General features: G+C 43.2%; 18 protein-coding genes. 16 read left to right on the forward strand and 2 right to left on the reverse strand.

The features are described from left to right. Positions 1-143: 143 nt before the first annotated feature. The 13 genes from lspA to A6K76_RS06570 all read left to right on the forward strand — a co-directional run bounded on the left by lspA (position 144) and on the right by A6K76_RS06570 (position 16500). The gene (lspA, locus tag A6K76_RS06510; RefSeq protein ID WP_066463421.1) at positions 144-614 is read left to right on the forward strand and encodes a signal peptidase II; all 471 of its coding nucleotides are present in this window, start codon (positions 144-146) and stop codon (positions 612-614) included. Further along, positions 611-1528 carry an RluA family pseudouridine synthase gene (locus A6K76_RS06515; protein WP_066463277.1) on the forward strand — a complete coding sequence of 306 codons (918 nt, stop codon included), beginning with the start codon at positions 611-613 and terminating at the stop codon, positions 1526-1528. The genes lspA and A6K76_RS06515 overlap by 4 nt, the downstream gene beginning before the upstream one ends. Before the next feature lie 792 nt (positions 1529-2320). Then, positions 2321-2956: a bifunctional pyr operon transcriptional regulator/uracil phosphoribosyltransferase PyrR gene (gene pyrR / locus A6K76_RS06520; protein WP_281181424.1), complete on the forward strand. Its 636-nt coding sequence runs from the start codon at positions 2321-2323 to the stop codon at positions 2954-2956. 24 nt (positions 2957-2980) lie between these two features. After that, complete coding sequence (locus A6K76_RS06525) at positions 2981-4279, forward strand: solute carrier family 23 protein (RefSeq protein ID WP_066463286.1); 1299 nt, start codon at positions 2981-2983, stop codon at positions 4277-4279. Between the two features lie 450 nt (positions 4280-4729). Next, positions 4730-5608 (forward strand): aspartate carbamoyltransferase catalytic subunit, encoded by an 879-nt coding sequence (locus A6K76_RS06530; protein WP_066463288.1) that lies wholly within the window; start codon positions 4730-4732, stop codon positions 5606-5608. Beyond that, entirely contained in the window at positions 5609-6883 is a 1275-nt protein-coding gene (locus A6K76_RS06535) for a dihydroorotase (protein ID WP_066463290.1), read from the forward strand. Next, entirely contained in the window at positions 6883-7983 is a 1101-nt protein-coding gene (carA, locus tag A6K76_RS06540; RefSeq protein WP_066463291.1) for a glutamine-hydrolyzing carbamoyl-phosphate synthase small subunit, read from the forward strand. The genes A6K76_RS06535 and carA overlap by 1 nt, the downstream gene beginning before the upstream one ends. Then, positions 7976-11173, forward strand: a complete 3198-nt coding sequence (gene carB, locus A6K76_RS06545) for a carbamoyl-phosphate synthase large subunit (RefSeq protein ID WP_066463293.1) — start codon at positions 7976-7978, stop codon at positions 11171-11173. Before carA ends, carB begins: the two co-directional genes overlap by 8 nt. After that, on the forward strand, positions 11174-11947 hold the full coding sequence (locus tag A6K76_RS06550; protein WP_066463295.1) for a dihydroorotate dehydrogenase electron transfer subunit: 774 nt from the start codon (positions 11174-11176) through the stop codon (positions 11945-11947). It abuts the gene before it with no gap. Further along, positions 11944-12855: a dihydroorotate dehydrogenase gene (locus A6K76_RS06555; protein WP_066463297.1), complete on the forward strand. Its 912-nt coding sequence runs from the start codon at positions 11944-11946 to the stop codon at positions 12853-12855. The genes A6K76_RS06550 and A6K76_RS06555 overlap by 4 nt, the downstream gene beginning before the upstream one ends. Beyond that, positions 12855-13559, forward strand: a complete 705-nt coding sequence (gene pyrF, locus A6K76_RS06560) for an orotidine-5'-phosphate decarboxylase (protein WP_066463299.1) — start codon at positions 12855-12857, stop codon at positions 13557-13559. The genes A6K76_RS06555 and pyrF overlap by 1 nt, the downstream gene beginning before the upstream one ends. 4 nt (positions 13560-13563) lie before the next feature. Then, entirely contained in the window at positions 13564-14190 is a 627-nt protein-coding gene (pyrE, locus tag A6K76_RS06565; protein ID WP_066463300.1) for an orotate phosphoribosyltransferase, read from the forward strand. A gap of 237 nt (positions 14191-14427) precedes the next feature. Next, positions 14428-16500 carry an acyltransferase family protein gene (locus A6K76_RS06570; RefSeq protein WP_066463301.1) on the forward strand — a complete coding sequence of 691 codons (2073 nt, stop codon included), beginning with the start codon at positions 14428-14430 and terminating at the stop codon, positions 16498-16500. Between the two features lie 9 nt (positions 16501-16509). Here the strand turns inward: A6K76_RS06570 and A6K76_RS06575 are convergent, their stop codons facing one another. Both A6K76_RS06575 and A6K76_RS06580 read right to left on the reverse strand, forming a co-directional pair. Then, positions 16510-18201 carry a methyl-accepting chemotaxis protein gene (locus A6K76_RS06575; RefSeq protein WP_066463302.1) on the reverse strand — a complete coding sequence of 564 codons (1692 nt, stop codon included), beginning with the start codon at positions 18199-18201 and terminating at the stop codon, positions 16510-16512. Positions 18202-18910: 709 nt separating this feature from the next. After that, a complete protein-coding gene (locus A6K76_RS06580) occupies positions 18911-20596 on the reverse strand; it encodes an Rqc2 family fibronectin-binding protein (RefSeq protein WP_066463304.1) in 1686 nt (561 codons plus the stop codon). Positions 20597-20874: 278 nt separating this feature from the next. Between A6K76_RS06580 and A6K76_RS06590 the strand changes: the two genes are divergently transcribed. From A6K76_RS06590 to rpoZ, 3 genes are read left to right on the forward strand one after another with little or no spacing between them, the layout of a single operon-like run. After that, positions 20875-21738, forward strand: coding sequence for a YicC/YloC family endoribonuclease (locus A6K76_RS06590; protein WP_245671964.1), 864 nt, complete (start codon positions 20875-20877; stop codon positions 21736-21738). Between the two features lie 56 nt (positions 21739-21794). Continuing rightward, positions 21795-22412 carry a guanylate kinase gene (gene gmk / locus A6K76_RS06595; protein WP_066463314.1) on the forward strand — a complete coding sequence of 206 codons (618 nt, stop codon included), beginning with the start codon at positions 21795-21797 and terminating at the stop codon, positions 22410-22412. 3 nt (positions 22413-22415) lie between these two features. Next, entirely contained in the window at positions 22416-22643 is a 228-nt protein-coding gene (gene rpoZ / locus A6K76_RS06600; protein ID WP_066463316.1) for a DNA-directed RNA polymerase subunit omega, read from the forward strand. The last annotated feature ends 8 nt before the right edge of the window (positions 22644-22651 follow it).

The following is a 22651-nucleotide window of genomic DNA, read 5'->3' on the forward strand; positions in this document are numbered from 1 at the left end:
ATGGCTTGGGCACGATTTTTATGTTATAGAAAGCGATTTTCCTTTCATGAGGAAGTACGCTTTTTTCTTTTCAGTAGGACATAGTGGAATAGCTATGTTAAAATAAAGGACGTATGAGTAGGAGGGCGTAATTCGTGAAAAAAATGTATGCACTTGCATTTTTCGTTATATTGATTGACCAATGGACGAAATGGTTAGTCGTTAAAAATATGGAATTAGGAGAACGCATCGTACTTTGGGAGCCATGGTTTGCGTTTTTATCGCATCGCAATCGCGGAGCAGCATGGGGCATTCTTGAAGGACAGATGTGGTTCTTTACAATTGTAACGATCGCCGTAATTATCGGGATCATTTATTTCAACCATACAGAGGCAAAAGGCAAGCCGTTTATGCAGATGACCTTAATGCTGCTATTAGGTGGTGCAATCGGTAACTTTATCGACCGATTATTCCGCGGAGAAGTAGTCGATTTCTTCGACGTACTCATCCCAATCATTAATTATGAATTCCCGATTTTCAACATCGCAGACGCGGCATTAACGATTGCCGTTATTTTATTATTTATTCTCGTACTTTTTGAAAAAGACGAGCAGAAGGAACAGGTGAAACAATGACAGTACAAACTTTAATTATTACAGAGGAATTCGCAGGCGAGCGTATCGACAAGGCGCTAAGCAGCATCCAGCCAGAATGGTCACGCACACAAATCGGCAACTGGGCAACGGATGGCATCGTGCTTGTAAACGGCGAGCAAGTAAAACCGAAATATAAAGTAAAACTAAACGATGAAATTTCAGTTGACGTGCCAGACCCAGAAATATTAGACGTTGTGCCACAAAATATGAATTTAGAAATCGTGTATGAAGACGCAGACGTATTAGTTGTTAATAAACCACGCGGCATGGTCGTACACCCAGCGCCAGGGCATTTAAATGATACGCTCGTAAACGGCTTAATGCACCATTGTACGGATTTATCAGGCATTAACGGCGTGTTACGTCCAGGGATTGTTCACCGTATTGATAAAGATACGTCAGGCTTATTAATGGTTGCGAAAAACGACATCGCACATGAATCGCTTGTGAATCAGCTAGTAGCGAAAACGGTGACACGTCGTTATACAGCGCTTGTACACGGACATATCGCACATGAAAAAGGCACAATTGATGCACCGATCGGCCGCGATAAACGAGACCGTCAAAAACAAGCAGTTGTTGATAAAGGGAAGCACGCTGTTACGCATTTCCGCGTGTTAGATCATATCGGTAAAGATTTCACAATTGTAGAGTGCCGTCTTGAAACAGGTCGTACACACCAAATTCGTGTACACATGAACTACATTAATTTCCCTCTTGCAGGTGATCCGAAATACGGTCCACGTAAAACAGTTGAGTTTAACGGACAAGTGTTACACGCAGGTGTGCTTGGCTTCACGCATCCGACGACAGGTGAATATTTAGAATTTGAAGCACCATTACCAGAAGATTTCACAACATTATTACAAACGTTACGTGAGCAGCAAGCGTAATGATATTGAAAGCTGTCCGATTTTTTTCGGGCAGCTTTTTTGTATATATACAAGGTGATTGAAATTTACAGTGCGAACGAGGCTCGAAACGAGAGGCGGACTCCAGCGGGAATAGCGAAAATTCTTTTTGCCTCGAGTAATCGCAGAGGCATGAGCACGACACGAAAGGCTCGCGGAAGGCAGTAAACGCCACTACACGAGTCATCGCCTTCATGACCAACATCGTGTTCGCCGCCGAGCCCGCGGAAAGCTTGCCTCGATGTGGAGAGCCGATTAACAAAATGCTAAAATATATTCCCCCAAGTTTGTTGATTAGCTATTTATATACAGTGAAATCGGCTGTTTTTAGCGAAAAAATTGGAAATTAATGCTGCATGTTAATGGCAGTAAGCGAGCCGAAATACGCTTCTGACAATTGATTGGCTAATTAACACGCTTAATATTCACCGTCTACATATATAAAATTTGGTGCGCAATTACTACTTGAAACGTCAACTTTCTTTGTAGTGTGAATAATTCGTTAATTGACAGAAAAAACTGTTCATTCAGATAAAAAAGACAATTCCATTTAGTTGTCCGACCTTTACTGCTTTTGTTGACAACATGTAGCATGAGGCATATACTAGCAACAAGTGAACAGCATAGCACGTTGTCAGAGAGCAACACTTGCTGCACAGACTTTAATGAACAATACAATTTAACCTTTAAAGGCAGTCCAGAGAGGCTGAGAAGGTACTGGTGAAGCAACATGTATTTTTGTGCGCAAAAATGCGGTCGTTGCGTTATTTCAACATGCAAACTTTTCAACCCTCTATCATTTTTAATGTAGAGGGTTTTTCTTTTGCCTTGAAACACAGTACGACAAACAGGAAGGAGAAGAAAAGGATGCCACAAGTAACAGAACTTTTAGATGGCCCATCAATGAATAGAGCAATTACGCGCATTGCCCATGAAATTATTGAGCGCAATAAAGGAATTGATGAAGTCATTATTGTCGGTATTAAAACACGAGGCGCATATTTAGCAAAACGTTTATCAGAACGCATCGCTCAAATTGAAGGTAAAAAAGTACGTACAGGCGAGTTAGACATTACGCTGTATAGAGACGATTTATCAACGAAATACGAAAATGAAGAAGCGCAAGTACAGCAAGTCGATATTGCACATATTGTTAGCAACCAAAAAGTCATTTTAGTAGATGATGTGCTATATACAGGTCGTACAGTACGTGCTGCACTTGATGCAGTAATGGATTTAGGGCGACCTTCTCAAATTCAATTAGCTGTTTTAGTAGACCGTGGTCACCGCGAGTTGCCAATTCGAGCAGATTACGTTGGGAAAAATGTTCCAACAGCGGGGCATGAGCGTATCGTCGTAAAATTAGATGAAGTGGACGGCCAAGATGTCGTGCTCATCCATCGCGATTAAATTGAATGAAATGAGGAACAAATTATGTCCAATAAACCAGTGTTAGACATCCATGACAAACCAACACCATTGCAGCTAGCAACACTTAGTTTTCAGCATTTGTTCGCCATGTTCGGTTCAACAATTTTAGTACCGAAATTAGTCGGATTAGACGCAGCAATTGCGCTATTAACGAGCGGGATTGCGACAATCATTTTCCTACTGATTACGCAATTTAAAGTACCTGCTTACTTAGGTTCATCGTTTGCGTTTATCGCACCGATTATTACAGTCGCAAGTTTAGACGCATCAGGTGTAGCCGTTAATCCTGGCAATGCGATGATCGGCTCGATGGCAGTCGGTATAACGTATGCGCTCGTGTCGCTCCTCATATGGAAAGCGGGCTATAAATGGTTAATGGCGCTACTGCCACCAATCGTCGTTGCGCCAGTCATTATCGTTATCGGTCTTGGCTTAGCAGGCACAGCAGTCGATATGGCGATGAATGTAAACGGCGAGTATAGTGTGCTACATTTCTCGGCAGCACTTGTCACATTATTCGCAGCAATCGTCTTTAATGTGTACTTCAAAAATATTTTAAGTGCGATGCCGATTTTACTCGGTTTAATCGTCGGCTACCTTTACTCAATCGTCATTGGCATTGTCGATTTCACAGCAGTAAAAGAAGCAAGCTGGATTGAAATGCCGAACTTTTTAATTCCAGGTGTGCATTATGAGCTAAACGTCACAGCGACGATTTTAGCGGCGATGCTACCGATTGTAATTGTAACGATCTCAGAGCATATCGGACATCAGCTCGTGTTAGGAAAAGTCGTAAATCGCAACTACATTAAAGATCCAGGCTTACATCGCTCGTTACTCGGTGACGGTTTAGGAACGTTCGTTAGTGCGTTAATCGGTGGTCCACCGAAAACGACGTACGGTGAAAACATCGGCGTGCTTGCGATTACGAAAGTGTACTCGGTGTACGTGATCGCAGGAGCGGCAGTTGTCGCAATGCTCATCGCCTTTTTCGGAAAAGTGATGGCACTCATTGCGACGATTCCAACAGCAGTGCTTGGTGGCATTTCGATTTTATTATTCGGGATTATCGCATCAAGCGGGCTGCGCATGTTCGTTGAAAGTAAAGTAGACTTCGGCAACAACCGCAACATGGTCATCGCTTCGGTTATTTTAGTCATCGGAATCGGTGGTGCGAAGCTAGAGCTGTTTGACGGCGCGTTCGTCATGTCAGGCATGGCGCTAGCAGCAGTAGTCGGTGTTGTGCTGAACTTAGTGTTACCAGGACGCGAAAAAGGCGTAACGGACGCACATGATTATTGATTGTATGAATAACTGAAATGCTTAACATGAGAGGCGGACTCCAGCGGGAACAGCTCGTGTCTCAAGACCTCACAGACGCGAAGTATGAGCGTCGAGGAGGCTTGAGGAAGGTGATAAGCGCCACTACACGAGCCATCACCTTCAGAATAAACATCGTGTTCGCCGCCGAGCCCGCGGAAAGCCTGCCTCGAAGTGGACAGCATCATTCAACTACATAAACACCTTTTAAAGATTGTCCAGAGAGGCAAAGAAGGGGAGCTTGCAAAAAAGCACATCAATATGATGCTGCCTTAGCTTGTTGCACCCTGAAATGCCTCACTTTCTAAAAAGTGGGGTATTTTTTTACACAAAACCGTACAAAAATTCATCAATCTGTAAAGTGTGAATTGTCTAAATTCATTTATACTATAGAATAGTACGAAGCGATTTCAAATTGGAGGCGCAAGCGATATGAAAAACTTATTGTCGATGGAACATTTAACAAAAGAAGAAATTTTACACATTATTGCACGAGCAGCTGCATTTGAAAAAGGAGAGGCTGCGCAGCTAAACCGCACATACAATGTAGCAAACTTATTTTTTGAGCCGAGTACGCGTACGAAAACGAGCTTTGAAATGGCAGAACGCCGCGTTGGTTGTGAGGTCATCCCATTTGATGCAGGATTTTCTAGCGCATTAAAAGGTGAGACGATGTACGATACAGTGAAAACGCTTGAGATGATCGGTATTGATGCTGTAATTATTCGCGCAAAAGAAGATGAGTACTACAATGAGCTGCTTGAAGGCATTGAATGTGCAGTTATTAACGCAGGAGACGGTGCAGGTCAGCATCCATCACAATGTTTGTTAGATTTATACACGATTTATAAAGAATTTGGGCATTTTGAAGGCTTAAACATTACGATCGTTGGCGACATTACACATAGCCGCGTAGCCAAATCAAACGCGAATGCATTAACTAGACTTGGAGCGAACGTTCGATTCCTTTGTCCAGCAGAATGGGCGGGCGATTTTGAAGCGGCGCATAGTTGGGAAGATGTGTTAGAAGATAGCGACGTCATTATGCTACTACGCATTCAGCACGAGCGTCATGCAGTAAGTAAAAACTTCTCAAAGGACGGCTATCATGAGGAGTTCGGCTTAACAGCAGCTCGCGAAAAACGCATGAAACAAGGCGCGATCATTATGCATCCAGCGCCGATTAACCGCGACGTTGAAATTGCAGATGAGCTAGTCGAATGTGAACGTTCACGCATTTTTTCACAAGTACGAAACGGTGTATTTGCACGAATGGCAATTTTAGAAACGATTTTAAAGGAGAGAGCATAAATGACAACTTTCGTAACGAATATTCAAATCGTAAAAGAAGGCAATGATTTAGTAACGTCTAGCATTACAATTGAAAACGGCAAAATTACAGCAATCGGTGGCGAGCAACCAGCAAACGCGGAAGTAATCGACGGTAAAGGTTACGTCGTATCACCAGGTTTTGTCGATGTACATACACATTTACGCGAGCCAGGATTTGAGCATAAAGAAACGATCGCAACAGGAACAGCTTCAGCGGCAAAGGGCGGCTTCACAACAATTTGTGCGATGCCAAACACGAAGCCAGTACCAGATTCAGTAGAAAACATGCAGCTGATCAACGGCTTAATCGAAAAAAGCGCAGTTATCCGCGTGCTTCCATACGGCTCACTTACGAAAGATATTTCAGGTGAAGTGAAAACGAACATGGAAGAGTTAAAAGCAAACGGCGCAGTTGCTTTCTCAGATGACGGCGTTGGCATTCAATTAGCATCAACAATGTATGAGCAAATGCAGCAAGCAGCAAAACTTGACGCAGTCGTTGTTGCACACTGTGAAGATAACTCACTTATTTATGAGGGGGTTATGCACGAAGGTACGCGTAACAAAGAGCTTGGCTTACCAGGTATTCCGTCAATTTGTGAATCAGTACAAATTGCACGTGACGTATTACTTGCAGAAGCAGCAGGCGCTCGCTACCACGTTTGTCACGTATCAACGAAAGAATCAGTACGTGCCGTGCGCGACGCAAAAGCAGCAGGTATCCGCGTTACAGCTGAAGTTTGTCCACACCACTTATTATTAGAAGAAATGGACATTCCGTCAGACGACGCAAACTGGAAAATGAACCCGCCGTTACGTGCAGCAGATGATAAAGATTCATTACATGCAGCACTGCTTGATGGCACAATTGACTGTATCGCAACAGATCACGCACCACATACAGTTGAAGAGAAGTGCTGCGGCATGGTTGGCGCGCCGTTTGGTATCGTAGGTTTTGAAACAGCATTCCCACTATTATATACGCAGTTCGTAAAAACAGGGAAATGGACGCTTCAACAGTTAATCGACTGGATGAGTGTAAAAGCAGCACAGATTTTTGACTTACCGTACGGAACATTAGAAGTAGGCGCTTCAGCAGACTTCGTGTTAATTGACTTAGAGGCAGAAAAAACAGTTGATGCAGAAGGATTCGTATCAAAAGGTCGCAACACACCATTTAATGGCTGGGTAGCACAAGGCTGGCCGATGATGACAATTTTTGAAGGTAAGATCGTATACGAGGAGGCACAATAATGACAAAACGTTTATTAATTTTAGAAGATGGTACAGTATTTACCGGAGAAGCGTTCGGTGGCAACAATGCAAGTAAAGGTGAAGTTGTATTCACAACAGGTATGACAGGTTACCAAGAAACAATTTCAGATCCATCATTTTACGGGCAAATTGTTACATTAACATACCCGCTTGTAGGGAACTACGGCATTAACCGTGATGACTTTGAATCAATTACACCAGCAATCCGCGGATTCGTTGTACGTGAATTAGAAGAGCATCCATCAAACTTCCGTAAAGATTCTTCACTTGGCGATTACTTAGCATCAAAAGACATCCCAGGTATTCAAGGAATCGATACGCGTAAATTAACGCGCATCATCCGTGCAAAAGGTGCCGTTCGTGCATACTTATCAGAAGCGGGCGCAGACGTAAATGTAGAAGAAATTGTAGCACAGTTACAAGCAACACCACATATTACGCATCACGTAAAAGAAGTATCACCGAAAGCCGCTTATCCATCACCAGGTCGTGGCAAGCGCGTAGTCGTAATTGACTTCGGTATGAAGCACGGTATTTTACGCGAATTAAATAAACGTGACTGTGACGTGTTAGTCGTTCCTTACAACACGCCAGCATCAGAAATTTTAGCGTGGCATCCAGATGGCATTATGCTTTCAAACGGCCCTGGTAACCCAGAGGACGTAACAGAAGGAATCGAAACAGTACGCGAGCTAGTTGGTAAAGTACCAATGTTCGGTATTTGCTTAGGTCACCAAATCTTCTCATTAGCATGTGGCGCGAAATCATTCAAATTACCATTCGGTCACCGCGGCGGGAACCATCCAGTAAAAGATTTACGCACAGGTCGCACAGATTTAACATCTCAAAACCACGGCTATGCAATTGATATTGAATCATTAAAAGATACAGATTTAGAGCTTACACACGTAGCGTTAAACGATGGCACTTGTGAAGGTGTACGTCATAAAAAATTCCCAATCTTCACGGTACAATACCACCCAGAAGCATCACCTGGACCAGAAGATTCAAATCACTTATTCGATGAGTTTATCGAAATGATGGAAAATGAAGCAGCAAAGGAGAAACAAAATGCCTAAACGTCAAGATATTGAAACTATTTTAGTAATCGGGTCAGGCCCAATCGTCATCGGTCAAGCAGCGGAGTTTGACTATGCAGGTACACAAGCGTGTCTTTCATTAAAAGAGGAAGGCTACAAAGTAATTTTAATTAACTCAAACCCAGCAACAATTATGACGGATACAGAAAATGCAGACAAAGTATACATCGAGCCAATTACGTTAGAATTCGTATCACGCATTTTACGTAAAGAGCGTCCAGATGCAATCTTACCAACACTTGGTGGTCAAACGGGATTAAACATGGCAATCGAGCTTGATGAGTCTGGTATTTTAGACGAGCTAGGCATCGAAATTCTTGGTACGAAATTAGACGCGATTCATAAAGCAGAAGACCGCGACCTTTTCCGTAACTTAATGTATGAGCTAGGTGCACCAGTTCCTGAGTCAGATATTATTCACAACATGGAAGAAGCATATGCGTTAGTTGCACGTATCGGCTACCCAGTAATCGTACGTCCTGCATTCACACTTGGTGGTACAGGCGGCGGTATTTGCTACAACGATCAAGACTTAGAAGAAATCGTAACGTCAGGTTTAAAATATTCACCAGTAACGCAATGTTTACTTGAAAAATCAATCGCTGGTATGAAAGAGATTGAATATGAAGTAATGCGTGACTCAGCAGACAACGCCATCGTAGTATGTAATATGGAAAACTTTGACCCAGTAGGTATTCATACAGGAGACTCAATCGTAGTTGCACCGACACAAACGTTATCTGATCGCGAAAACCAAATGTTACGTAACATTTCATTAGATATCATTCGCGCACTTAAAATTGAAGGTGGCTGTAACGTACAGTTAGCACTTGATCCACATAGCTTCCAATACTACGTAATCGAAGTGAACCCACGTGTATCTCGTTCATCTGCACTTGCATCAAAAGCAACAGGTTACCCAATTGCAAAATTAGCAGCAAAAATCGCTGTCGGTTTAACGCTTGATGAAATTAAAAACCCAGTAACAGGTTCAACATTCGCTTGCTTCGAGCCGGCACTTGACTACATCGTGGCAAAAATTCCACGCTGGCCGTTCGACAAGTTCGAATCTGCAAAACGTAACTTAGGCACGCAAATGAAAGCAACTGGTGAAGTTATGTCACTAGGTCGTACGTTTGAAGAGGCGATTTTAAAAGCGGTGCGTTCACTTGAAACAGGGCACGTACACATTGAAATGAAACATGCGGAAGACTTAACGGATGCATGGATCGAAAAGCGTATTAAAAAAGCAGGCGATGAGCGTTTATTCTTCATCGGTGAAGCATTACGTCGCGGCGTAACAGTAGAAACGATTCACGAATGGTCTAAAATCGATCTTTGGTTTTTACACAAGCTGAAAAAGATTGTGGATATGGAGCAAACGCTTGCGGATAACAAAGGCGACAAAGACGTATTATATAAAGCGAAACGTTTAGGCTTTGCGGACAAAAAAGTAGCTGAGCTTTGGAACATGACGGAAATGGAAATTTACAACTTCCGTAAAGAAGCAGGCATTACACCAGTATACAAAATGGTTGATACGTGTGCAGCTGAGTTCGAGTCAAGCACACCTTACTTCTACGGCACGTACGAGGAAGAGAACGAATCAATCCGCTCTGAAAAAGAGTCAGTAATCGTACTTGGTTCTGGTCCAATCCGCATCGGTCAAGGGGTAGAGTTCGACTATGCAACAGTACACTCTGTATGGGCGATTCAAGAAGCAGGCTATGAGGCAATTATTATTAACTCAAATCCTGAAACGGTATCAACAGACTTCTCAATTTCTGATAAATTATACTTCGAGCCATTAACAATCGAAGACGTAATGCATATCGTAGACTTAGAAAAACCAATGGGCGTTGTTGTACAGTTCGGTGGACAAACAGCAATTAACTTAGCGGATAAATTAGAAGCACACGGCGTGAAAATTTTAGGTACATCACTTGAAGATATCGATCGCGCGGAAAACCGTAACAAGTTCGAAGCAGCACTTCAAGAATTAAACATCCCACAACCAAAAGGGAAAACAGCTGTATCAAAAGAAGAAGCGTTAGCAATCGGTCGCGACCTTGGCTTCCCAGTATTAGTACGTCCTTCTTACGTACTAGGTGGACGTGCAATGGAAATCGTTTATAACTTAGACGAGCTTGCACATTACATGGAAAATGCGGTAGAAGCATCACCGGATCACCCAGTATTAGTAGACCGTTACTTAACAGGTCAAGAAATCGAAGTCGATGCAATTTGCGACGGTGAAAACGTATTAATCCCAGGTATTATGGAGCACGTTGAGCGCGCAGGTGTTCACTCAGGTGACTCGATCTCTGTATACCCACCACAAAAATTAACAGATGCACAAAAAGAAACGTTAGTAGACTACACAACACGTTTAGCAAAAGGTTTAGGCATCGTTGGTTTAATGAACATTCAGTACGTATTATCAGACGGCGAAGTTTACGTAATCGAAGTAAACCCACGTTCATCTCGTACAGTACCGTTCTTATCAAAAATTACAAACATTCCGATGGCAAATATCGCAACAAAAGCGATTCTTGGTCACTCAATCGTGGAGCAAGGTTACCCGACTGGCTTAGCACCAGAGCAAGCTGGCGTGTTCGTAAAAGTGCCAGTATTCTCGTTTGCGAAGTTACGCCGCGTAGACATTACACTCGGTCCTGAAATGAAATCAACAGGCGAAGTAATGGGTAAAGATGCAACGTACGAAAAAGCATTATACAAAGGCTTTGTTGCAGCAGGTACGAAAATTAAAACAGAAGGTACTGTATTATTTACAGTGTCTGATAAAGATAAAGAAGAAGCAGTTGTGTTAGCAAAACGCTTCTCAACAGTCGGCTACCGCATTATGGCAACAGCAGGTACAGCGGCAACATTTGAAGCTGCAGGCGTGCGCACAGACATCATCGAAAAGATCGGTGCAAAAGGCAAAACGTTACTTGATGTCATTCAAAACGGTGAAGCACAATTAGTTGTCAACACATTAACAAAAGGTAAACAACCAGCGCGTGACGGCTTCCGTATCCGTCGTGAATCTGTAGAAAATGGTATTCCATGTTTAACATCACTTGATACAGCTGAAGCAATGTTACGTGTAATCGAATCAATGACATTTACGGCTGAAACAATGCCAAAAGCGGAGGTAGTGCACTAAATGATCCGTCAACAAAAAATGACGGTCGTAGCGCAAAAGCAAATCGCAACGAACATTTTTGAATTAACACTTCAAGGGGAACTGGTACAGGAAATGACTCCTGGCCAGTTCGTCCATGTTAAAGTGTCTGACTCATATGAGCCGCTTTTACGCCGACCAATCAGTATCGCAAACATTGACAAAGACAAACAGGAATTTACGATGATTTATCGTGCAGAGGGGCGCGGTACGCAAATTCTTTCAACGAACCGAGAAGGGCAATTAGTCGACGTGCTAGGTCCAATCGGTAATGGTTTCCCAGTGGAGGAAGCACAGCCTGGTCAAACGGCGCTACTTGTTGGAGGAGGAATCGGTGTACCGCCGCTTCATGAATTATCGAAGCAATTAAAAGCTCGCGGTGTGAACGTTATTCACGTGCTTGGCTTCCAATCAGAGGACGTATGCTTCTATGAAGAACAATTTAGCGCACTTGGTGACACGCATTACGCAACAGTAGACGGCACAAAAGGGACAAAAGGTTTTGTGACGACTGTGTTTGACGATGTCGCACCACAGTTTGATGTATTTTATTCTTGTGGGCCGCTGCCGATGCTACGTGCATTAGAGCAGTATTATCCAGATAAAAAAGGCTTCATGTCGTTTGAAGAACGCATGGCTTGTGGTATCGGTGCGTGCTTCGCGTGCGTATGTGATACGACAGAAGGGCAAGACAAAGCGTATGTAAAAGTATGCTCAGACGGGCCGGTATTCCCGAAAGGAGTTGTGGCACTATGAGCCGTTTAAATATGACATTACCTGGGTTAGAGCTAAAAAACCCAATTATGCCAGCGTCAGGCTGCTTCGGCTTCGGTCGCGAGTACGCACAGCTATATGATTTATCAAAGCTAGGTGCCATTATGATTAAGGCAACGACAGTAGAAACACGTCGCGGCAACCCGACACCACGCGTAGCTGAAACAGCAGCAGGTATGCTAAATGCAATTGGCTTACAAAACCCTGGTATCGACAAAGTGATGAACGAAGAATTAAAGTTTTTAGAAAGCTACGATGTGCCAATTATCGCAAACGTTGCAGGTACGGAAATTGAAGATTATGTAGAAGTAGCGCGTCGCATCTCAGCAGCGCCAAACGTCCATGCATTAGAACTTAACATTTCTTGTCCAAACGTAAAGTGCGGCGGCATTCAATTTGGTACGGATCCTGAAACGGCAAAGCAGTTAACAGCAGCCGTTAAAGCAGTATCAGAAGTGCCGGTATACGTGAAACTTTCACCGAACGTAACGAACATTGTCGACATCGCAAAAGCGGTAGAAGCAGGCGGAGCAGACGGCATTACGATGATCAACACACTTGTTGGGATGCGTATTCATGAGCATACAGGTAAACCGGTTATCGCCAATGGTACAGGTGGCTTATCAGGACCTGCTGTGAAGCCAGTAGCGATTCGCATGGTGTATGACGTATATAAAGCAGTAAACATTCCAATCATCGGTATGGGCGGCGTAACGTGCGCACAAGACGTCATCGATTTTATGTCTGTCGGTGCATCAGCCGTTGCGGTTGGCACAGCGAACTTCGTTGACCACTTCGTTTGCCCAAACATTATTGAACAATTACCAGCAAAATTAGATGCATTAGGTGTAAATCATATTTCAGAGCTTATTGGAAGGAGCCACCGATAATGAACACAAAACCAATTATCGCACTTGATTTTCCGACAGAGGAGCGCGTGCTAACGTTTTTAAAGCAATTTAACGAGCCGTTATTTGTGAAGATCGGCATGGAGCTTTATATGCAGGAAGGTCCACAAATTGTCGCGCAAGTAAAAGACCTTGGACACGACGTCTTTTTAGACTTAAAGCTGCACGACATTCCGAACACGGTAAAGTCGGCAATGAAAGGCTTAGCTAAGCTTGGCGTTGATTTAGTAAACGTCCATGCAGCAGGAGGCCGTGCGATGATGGAAGGTGCATTAGAAGGGCTTGATGCAGGAACGCCAGCAGGGCAAAGCCGCGCAGCATTAATCGCGGTAACACAATTAACATCAACGACAGAAGCGCAGATGCAGCAGGAGCAACAAATTCCGTTATCGCTTCAAGAGGCAGTACTGCACTATGCAAAATTAACGCATGCAGCAGGCTTAAACGGCGTTGTATGCTCTGTGCATGAAGCGCGTGCCATTGCAGAGGCGTGCGGTGAAGACTTTTTACGTGTTACACCAGGCATTCGTATGCTCGGTGGTGAGGCGCATGACCAAAAGCGCATCGCAACGCCAGACGGAGCGAAAAAGGACGGTTCGACACAAATCGTTGTCGGTCGTGCGATTACAGGAGCGGCTAACCCAGTCGCAGCATATCATGAAGTACGCACATTATGGGAGGCATAAAACTATGTTACAAAAAGACATCGCAAAAGAAATGTTACGTGTTGGCGCAGTAGAATTAAATGCAACGGAGCTATTTACATGGGCTTCAGGCATTAAATCACCAATTTACTGCGACACGCGCTTAACGATTTCAGATCCAACAGCACGTAAAGCATTAGCAAAAGGCTTAGCAGCAAACATTCAAGAATTCTTCCCAAGTACAGACATCGTAGCAGGAACAGCAACGGCTGGTATTCCACATGCGGCATGGGTTTCAGATATTTTAGATTTACCAATGGTGTACGTGCGTTCAAAGGCGAAAGAGCACGGTCGCGGTAATCAAATCGAAGGTAAATATACAGCAGGACAAAAAGTTGTCGTTGTAGAAGATATCGTATCAACAGGTGGCTCATCGATTACAGCAGTAGAAGCGTTACGCGCAGCTGGCTGTGAAGTGCTAGGTGTAGTATGTGTGTACACGTACAACTTACCAAAAGCAGAGCAAGCATTTGAACAAATCGGCGTGAAATACGTATCACTTACGAACTTCGATTATTTAATTGAAGCGGCTTCTGAAACAGGTGCGATTGAAGCAGACCAAATTCCATTTTTAAAAGATTGGCATGCGAAATTAAAAGCAGGCGAGCTATAAGCGGCAAAAAAGCAATAGCATCGTTGAAATAAATCGGCGACATATGTACAATAGTAGTGCAAAGATCAACAGTAAAAGCCTGCGTAGGAATCTACGCAGGCTTTTAAGTTTAATAGGTGGTTGGCATAGCGCGTGAAATTATGTAAAATATAGCAAGTGTAGATTTATTAAAAATAATCGAGACTAACAATTGTACAAGTGATTGCTCGAAAGAACGATTAGAGGAGGGTTTAGGCAATGAAGGATCTGCCTGTAGCGCCTAAACAATTTCGAAAAGAAATAGAAGGGCTTCGTGTATTATGTATCATGCTCATTATGACGTATCATATTTGGGTCGGGAAAGTATCTGGTGGTATTGATATTTTCCTTGTGCTAACTGGTTATTTTGCGATGGTATCGTTGCAACAGCAAATTGAACGTCAGCGTACATTTTCAATTCATCAAATTATTTTACGCTCCATTACAAGCTTATGGCCGCCTGCGTTAACGGTAGCGATGATGACGGTCGTTTTAATGTACATGTTTTACCCGATGTCTCAATGGTCAACTGTTTTACAACATATGCTCGCATCAGTGTTATATGTTGAAAACTGGCATTTAATTGAAGAGGCAACAAACTATTTAGCATTCGATGGATCGGCAAGCCCGTTCCAGCATTATTGGTCAATCGCGATTCAATTCCAATATACGCTCATTATGCCAGTCATTGTCGGCATTGTGTTATACATTAGCCATTTATGTCGATGGCCGTTTCGTAAAATGTTAACAATTATATTAACGATTGGGATGGTTATATCATTTGCGTATGCGACGTATTTAATTGGTGTGAAGCCTGAGGAAGCCTATTTCCACTTCGGGTCACGTTTATGGGAGTTATTAGTCGGTGCGATTGCGGCGATGCTCATTCCGGTCATTCGTTTGACGAAGGAAGCATCATCTATATTTAGCTGGATCGGGATTTGGCTTGTCATTGCAACAGGTGTACTTGTTCCAGAAACGTGGTTATTTCCAGGTATAGGTGCGTTAATGCCAGTATTCGGGGCATTATTATTTATTGTTGGCTCACATCGTCATAAAAGCGCCATTAAAAGCTTCTTTAGTAGTGATATACTCGTATGGTTTAGCCAATACGTTTACGGCATGTTCTTAATTCATTGGCCGTTGCTCATTACATATCAGTTATTATGGGAAACGACAGATGTGCCAATTATTCACGGCATACTCATTATGGTTGTATCATTTTTATTAGCGATGCTGCTGCGTTTTGTCATAAGTGAAGGGTTCGTCAATTGGATTAAGACATTATCGACACGTGCGCTATATGCGACGCTCATTTTTTTACTAAGTGTAACGGTTTGTACGAACGTAGCGTTTAGTCAATACGTGGAACATGTAAAAGAGGATGAGAAGGAAATTGTTGATGCATTAGAGGAAATCGTCGTGGAGCAGGTGGAGGAAGTAGAGCCGACGCCGGTATACGCAGATTACCCAGGGGCACAGGCGCTAACGCATGAGCATATTTTTGCAAATGACGGCGTGCCACTCATTCCATCGCTTCTACATGTACGTAGCGATGTACCGAGCATTTCGAAGGATCAAACATGTAATTCAAAAACAGGGAAAGTCGTGAAATGTACATTTGGCTCAACTGCACCAGATGCACAGTCGATTGCGCTTATTGGAGGCTCGCATTCAGGACATTGGTTCCCGGCGCTTGAAGCGTTGTCGAAGGAATTAAACTTCTCGATTACGACGTATATTCATGATGGCTGTCGCTTCACAAACGACGATTTCGATGGACAAATGACGAAAGCATGCTTAGATTGGAATGGAAATGTCATTGCCGATTTAAAGAGCAGCACACCGTCACTTGTATTTACAACGGCGACATTAAATAAGCATCCGCAAATTCCAGCTGGATATTTAGCACAGTGGCGCGCATTAGAAGGCATTACAACGATCTTTGCGGTCACAGATAACCCACGTATGGCAATGGACATTCCGACGTGTTTAGACCGCAATAAGGACAACATAGCAGCGTGTCATATGGCGAAGGAAGATGTGCTACCGGCGCAGCTGCCATGGCATACGACGCCAAACATTCCAGACAACGTTATTTTTACAAATATGAGCGATGCATTTTGTGATGAAACGACGTGTTACTCGGTTGCAGGCAATATGATTTTATACCGAGATGATAATCATATTACCGCAACGTATGCACGTACAATTGCGCCGTATTTACGGACGCCGTTAGAAGAAGCATTGAAGCAAGTGAAAAAGGTGTCACAGCAGGAAACTCCTGCGTGACACCTTTTTTTATACTTTAAACTGTTCTGAAATTTGTTGTAGCTGGTACGATTTGTTTGATAATTCGTTCGCAATTGCGCCAACTTCTTGCATCGTTGCGTTTTGCTCCTGCATAGAGGCTGCAACGTTCTCTGCGTGACTCGCAACCGAATCGGAGCCGTTTGCGATTTCTGTAACAGATGCAGATACTTCCTCTGCACTTGCGGAAATTTCTTCCGCAGCAGCTGAAATTTCTTGAATTTGCGTCGTCATATGGTGAATCGACGTAGCAATTTCGCTGAATGAAGAGCCTGCTAAATCGATTGATTGGACACCTTGTTCGACAGATTGTAATGATTCGGTTACCGCCTGCTCGACATTTTGTGTATCGCTTTGAATCGTCGTCGTCAGTTCGGTAATTTGTGTTGCAGATTGTTTAGATTGTTCTGCGAGCTTACGTACTTCGTCTGCTACGACTGCGAAGCCTTTGCCGTGTTCTCCAGCACGGGCAGCTTCAATGGCCGCGTTGAGCGCAAGTAAATTTGTTTGGTCCGTAATATCGGTAATAACTTTTGTAATATTGCCAATTTCAGCGGATTGTTTTGATAGTTGTTGTACGAGCGCATTTACTGTACGTGTATTTGTTTCAATCGTCATCATTTGATTTTGTGCCGTTGTAATGACGTGCTGACCTTCTTTTGTTAAGTGTGCAGTCGATGAAGCTGCATCATTTAAGTGTTGTGTTGATTCTGCAATACGTTGAACGCCGCTTGCTGTTTCATCCATCGCGCGTGTCGTTTCGTTTGCGGCATTAGCAGCTGAACGTGAAATGTCTGCGATGTCTGTCGTACTTGTCGTTACTTCTAGACCAGCTGCATTCATTTGTTCAGAGCTTGCAGAGAGCTGCTGTGACGCTGATGATACTTGTGTTGCGTTATCTTGTACGTCACGGATGATAATTTGTAAGTTTTCCTTCATTTGATTAAATGCGTGTGCAAGCTGGCCAATCTCATCTCGTGCTGAATATGTTGAGTTGGCAACTGTTAAATCGCCCTCTGCAATCGTGTTTGCACGACCGACAACGTCTACAAGTGGCTTTGTAATCATGCGGTTAACAAGTACGATGGCAAGAATCGTAATACCGATGCCGAAGAAGATTGCAATAATTGTAACGATTAATGTTTTTTCGACAGCGTTCGTCGCTTGGTTTTTCATAATCGTTAATTGCTGCTGCTCATATGCCAAAATGAGCTCCGACGTTTCTAAAATACCGACGTTCGCTTCACGTGCAACTGTATTTGTAAGCTGTAACGCGGTAGCTGAATCTTTGCGATTTAACGCAGTTAAAATATCATCAACAGCATCATTGAATTGATTGTTGTAATTTGTAATTTGTGCCGCATAGTCACGAAGTTCACTCGTTTCGCTACTTACGACTTGTGTGAATGCTGCAATTGCTTCATCTAACTGTAGTTGATAATTTGACAAGTTCTCACGGTTTGTATCATTGTTCTCTAGCATTAAAGCACGTACATACAATCCTTGCATAGCTAAATTAAACTGAATATCGTTGCTAAGTTGCACTTGCTCGAAGCGATCTTCAACGACGATGTCAACTTGTTTATCAATGTGGAGCATTAAAAACAAAATGATGCTCAGTGCAATTATTAGTGTAGCTAAAATGCTTAAAAAGCCGATATTGAGCTTCTTTCCTACTGACATGCTAATTCCCCCTACTAAAATATATTTTTTATCATATCGTAAAATATTTTAGAAATATACAATTTTTTAATGAGTTTACTTTTCATTTTGAATCAAAAGTTGTGCTTTCCAATTCCTAAAAATATATACTAAAAGACTATGATAACAAAAAAATCAAAAAAAGAATCGTGATTGTTAATTATGAACAAAAATGTGTACAAAAAAATATAAAGTACCACGTAAATGGTACTTTACGAAAATATATTGTTGGCACAGATCTGTTGATACGCCAATTTTATAGAGTTGAATCGATTGTTTCAGCTGCAAAACGGAGATCAAAGCGATTTTGTTATAGCTAGCGCGTGCGGCGACACTCTTTAGTGAAAAGCTCGTGTTTCAAGACCCCTTCAGCTGAGCACTAGGAGATTTATCGGTGACGAGTAATCGCAGGAGCACCGCGAGCCGTCATACGCGCCCTGCTAATTGAATGGCTAATCAACACACTTGTTGTTGGCAATTCTTTCGTTATGGCGACGCTTTTCGCAGGCGTGCAGGCGAAAAGCGATGTTTGTCACGAAAGTAATGGCTCATGTAGTGGCACTTATTCGCTATTTGTATCTCATAGCTGTGACGTCTCAAGCGTCACGTTTTTCCCGCTGGAGTCCGCCTGTTGTTTCGAGCCTCATTCGCATTATATATTTCAATCGCTCTTTCTATACATTAAGAAACGTTATTTTTGTTTTAACTGCATAACAATCGCTTCATCAGGTGTTACGAATAACGTTTTTTGTTCAAAATAAATAACAAAGCCTGGTTTTGCACCATTTGGCTTTTTCACATGGCGCACTTCTGTATAATCAACTGGCACAGCAGAAGATTCGCGCGCTTTACTGAAGTAGGCGCTTAGTACGGCGGCTTCAGCTAACGTTTGTTCATCTGGTGCGTCGCTATGAATGACGACGTGTGAACCTGGAATGTCCTTCGTGTGTAACCATGTCTCAAAGCGCTTCGCAAGCTTAAATGTTAAAAAGTCGTTTTGCTTGTTGTTTTTGCCGACAGAAATCGGGATACCTGTAGACGACATGTAGCTTTCTGGTGCAGGCTTCGTCACTTTTTTCTTTTTCTTAGAGGCGCGTAAACGAAGTAAACCTTGCTCCGCTAGTTCCTCACGAATTTCCTCGATGTCGCTCGGTGAAGCGTGCTGCACTTGCTGGGCAAGCAGCTCGAAGTACGTTAAATCGGTTGCTGTTTTTTCTAACTGCTGCTTTACCATAATGAGTGCGTTTTTCGCCTTCGTATAGCGCGTGTAATAGTGCTGCGCGTTTTCGACGGGCGTTTTTCGCGGATTGAGCGGAATTGTCACCATTTCACCGTCCTCGCTATAGTAGTTCGCAACGGTTACGGACGTTTCGCCTTTTGAGAATGCATAAATATTTGCCATGAGTAGCTCGCCGTATAGTTGGAGTGTGTCGAGCTTTTCAGCGCGCGCGTAATCTTGCTCAAGCTTGCGCATTTTCAATTGCAGCTTATCGCGCTCGTTTTGTAGCCAACGTTCTAAGTCTCCAGCTTGTTGTTTTACGCGGTCACGCTCAGCGCGGGCGAAAAAGACGCGGTCAAGCAGTGCACCGAGTGAAGTGAAATTTTCGACCGCCTCTTCTACGTGCGTAATTGTCGTCGGTGAAAAAAGTACTTTGTTGCCGATTTCACAATACGTCGGCGCATGTGCGTCACGTAGCTGCTGTAAAAATTGCTGCCAAGCGGTTAATGCATCGCCATCACCAATGCGGTGGAGCAGCTCAGTTGCGTGCATCGTTGAGAAGCCAGCGAATTGCTGCTGCACTTCTTTTGGCTCGCGTGGTCGTGCGAAAAATGTCGCAACGTCTTCAGCAGAAGCGGTGAATGGGTTTATTTTTTCTTGAGCAGGTGGAGCGATGTACGCAGCACCAGGCATAACGGTACGATAGCTATTTACAGCAGGTGGTAAATGTTTTAAGCTATCGATTATTTTGTTCGTATGTGCATCAATTAGCAGCACGTTGCTATGGCGCCCCATAATTTCTGCTGAGACGATGCGCTTAACCGGATCGCCAATTTCATTTGTTGCGTTAATGTCAAATGTAATGATGCGATCGCCGTCTTCTTGTGTAATGGCCGCGATGACACCGCCTTCTAAATGCTTGCGCAGCAGCGTGCAAAACATCGGTGGCTCTGCTGGGTTGTCGATCGTTTGCGTCGTAATTTGTACGCGCGCATATGCTGAATGAATCGAGAATAATAGTTTGTAGTTGTTGCTGTTTGCGCGAATGTGCATCACAATTTCTTGCGCGTTCGGCTGATGTATTTTTGCGATGCGTCCTGTTACGAGCTGCTGTAGCTCCTGCGTCATTGCGGTAGTGAATAGGCCGTCAAATGCCATATGAAATCCCCTCAAGCTTTCTGTTTACGTGTATGTTGTGTAATGAAGTTTGCTTTGTCGCTGTCACGGCGCATTTTTTCGCGAAACGGTACATGAATAAAAATGCAAGCTGCGTGACAAGCAAAGCAAAACACGCAATATTGTATAGTTCATAGTAGCATCTTTTCGCATTTTCAGCATTAGTGCGCAACATGAAATTTGTTACGTGTAGAGCGAATAATTTATGCTATAATGATTGCAGTATGCAAAGAAAGGTGTGACGAACCTTGGTGCGTAGTATGACTGGTTTTGGCAGAGGTGTCACAACTACGAAAACATTCCAACTCACAATTGAAGTTCGATCTGTGAACCATCGCTTTTTAGAAATTTATACGAAGTTTCCGAAAGAGTGGATGGAAGCAGAGCAGTTAGCGAAAAAGCTAATTTCACAAAAAGTGTTACGCGGGAAACTAGATGTTACCGTTCATGTTAAATCATTAGCAGAAAGCGACCAGCTATTTCAAATTAACTGGCCGCTCATTGAAGCATATAAAAAGGCAAAGGCAGAGCTATCGGCTGTCGTACCGCTTGATGCTTCATGGACAATGCAGGAGCTTTTATCATTAGAACATGCATTAACATATGAAAAGCAAGAAATTGCAGTCGATGAGCTAACGAACGCAGTCGCATCGGCTGTTGACGACGCATTAGATGGCTTGATCGACATGCGAGTGCGTGAAGGGGCGGCGTTAAAAAAGGTCGTGCTTCAATATAAGGACGAGCTACATGAGCAAATTCGCCACATTCGCAACGTCGCACCACAAGCTGTACAAAAATATCGCGAGCGTTTACTTGAGCGCATTCGTGAAGTAGCAGCAAGCGATGTAGTAGATGACCGCGTATTAGCAGAGGTTGCACTGTTTGCTGAGCGCGTTGATATTACGGAGGAGCTTGATCGTTTAGAAAGTCATTTTGAACAGCTAACGTCTACATTAGAGGAGGCTGTGTCAATTGGACGCAAGCTCGATTTTTTAATGCAGGAGATGCACCGCGAAATTAATACGATTGGCTCAAAAAATCAATCGTCTGAAGCATCGGTAGCGGTCGTGCACGCAAAAACGATTTTAGAAAAAATGCGCGAGCAAGTACAAAACATTGAATAATTGTTAACTTTCGCTCATAATAAACAAGTTATACAGTGTAAAAGGAGTTTTGACCGATGAGAAAAGAACGTGGCTTGTTGATCGTATTATCAGGTCCATCGGGTGTTGGAAAAGGAACAGTTCGTAAAGAATTGTTTTCACAGCCGAATACGAACTATGAATATTCGATCTCAATGACAACGCGTCAGCCTCGTGAAGGGGAAGTAGATGGTGTAGACTATTTCTTCAAATCACGTGAAGCATTTGAGGCGTTAATTGAAGAAGGTGGCTTACTTGAGCATGCGGAGTTTGTTGGTAACTATTACGGCACGCCACTTACGTATGTAAATGAGACATTGGATGCAGGGCGAGATGTATTTTTAGAAATTGAAGTGCAAGGGGCAGCACAAATTCGTGAAAAAGCACCGGATGCATTATTCATTTTTTTAGCACCGCCAAGTATTTCAGAGCTGCGTGACCGCTTAGTTGGTCGTGGCACAGAAACAGAAGAAGTCATTGCTAAGCGCATCGCAACAGCAAATGAAGAAGTAGAAATGATGAATTTATACGATTATGTTGTCGAAAATGACGAAGTACAAAACGCATGCGAACGCATTAACGCGATTATTATGGCTGAGCATTGCCGCCGTGAGCGTGTGGAAAAACGTTATTTATCGATGTTGAAGGGAGAATAAACAATGTTATATCCATCAGTAGATGATTTAAAACACAAAGTCGATTCGAAATATTCTTTAGTGAGCATGGCTTCTAAGCGCGCTCGTCAAATGCAGGAAGTTCAAGGGACGGAGCGTTTAGACAAGTACGTATCATACAAGCCAGTAGGACGCGCACTTGAAGAAGTGGCAAGTGGTAAGTTACGCATGAAAGCGCAAGCAGCAGGAACAGTATACGAAGACGAAATTTAATTACATGC

The sequence above is a fragment of the Caryophanon latum genome (assembly GCF_001700325.1).
Lineage (GTDB): Bacteria > Bacillota > Bacilli > Bacillales_A > Planococcaceae > Caryophanon > Caryophanon latum.

What these genes read in the sequence shown, in the direction of transcription:
- lspA (WP_066463421.1), top strand. Translation starts at nt 144, where the DNA reads ATGTATGCACTTGCATTTTTCGTTATATTGATTGACCAATGGACGAAA.
- A6K76_RS06515 (WP_066463277.1), top strand. Translation starts at nt 611, where the DNA reads ATGACAGTACAAACTTTAATTATTACAGAGGAATTCGCAGGCGAGCGT.
- pyrR (WP_281181424.1), top strand. Translation starts at nt 2,321, where the DNA reads ATGCAAACTTTTCAACCCTCTATCATTTTTAATGTAGAGGGTTTTTCT.
- A6K76_RS06525 (WP_066463286.1), top strand. Translation starts at nt 2,981, where the DNA reads ATGTCCAATAAACCAGTGTTAGACATCCATGACAAACCAACACCATTG.
- A6K76_RS06530 (WP_066463288.1), top strand. Translation starts at nt 4,730, where the DNA reads ATGAAAAACTTATTGTCGATGGAACATTTAACAAAAGAAGAAATTTTA.
- A6K76_RS06535 (WP_066463290.1), top strand. Translation starts at nt 5,609, where the DNA reads ATGACAACTTTCGTAACGAATATTCAAATCGTAAAAGAAGGCAATGAT.
- carA (WP_066463291.1), top strand. Translation starts at nt 6,883, where the DNA reads ATGACAAAACGTTTATTAATTTTAGAAGATGGTACAGTATTTACCGGA.
- carB (WP_066463293.1), top strand. Translation starts at nt 7,976, where the DNA reads ATGCCTAAACGTCAAGATATTGAAACTATTTTAGTAATCGGGTCAGGC.
- A6K76_RS06550 (WP_066463295.1), top strand. Translation starts at nt 11,174, where the DNA reads ATGATCCGTCAACAAAAAATGACGGTCGTAGCGCAAAAGCAAATCGCA.
- A6K76_RS06555 (WP_066463297.1), top strand. Translation starts at nt 11,944, where the DNA reads ATGAGCCGTTTAAATATGACATTACCTGGGTTAGAGCTAAAAAACCCA.
- pyrF (WP_066463299.1), top strand. Translation starts at nt 12,855, where the DNA reads ATGAACACAAAACCAATTATCGCACTTGATTTTCCGACAGAGGAGCGC.
- pyrE (WP_066463300.1), top strand. Translation starts at nt 13,564, where the DNA reads ATGTTACAAAAAGACATCGCAAAAGAAATGTTACGTGTTGGCGCAGTA.
- A6K76_RS06570 (WP_066463301.1), top strand. Translation starts at nt 14,428, where the DNA reads ATGAAGGATCTGCCTGTAGCGCCTAAACAATTTCGAAAAGAAATAGAA.
- A6K76_RS06575 (WP_066463302.1), bottom strand. Translation starts at nt 18,201, where the DNA reads ATGTCAGTAGGAAAGAAGCTCAATATCGGCTTTTTAAGCATTTTAGCT.
- A6K76_RS06580 (WP_066463304.1), bottom strand. Translation starts at nt 20,596, where the DNA reads ATGGCATTTGACGGCCTATTCACTACCGCAATGACGCAGGAGCTACAG.
- A6K76_RS06590 (WP_245671964.1), top strand. Translation starts at nt 20,875, where the DNA reads ATGACTGGTTTTGGCAGAGGTGTCACAACTACGAAAACATTCCAACTC.
- gmk (WP_066463314.1), top strand. Translation starts at nt 21,795, where the DNA reads ATGAGAAAAGAACGTGGCTTGTTGATCGTATTATCAGGTCCATCGGGT.
- rpoZ (WP_066463316.1), top strand. Translation starts at nt 22,416, where the DNA reads ATGTTATATCCATCAGTAGATGATTTAAAACACAAAGTCGATTCGAAA.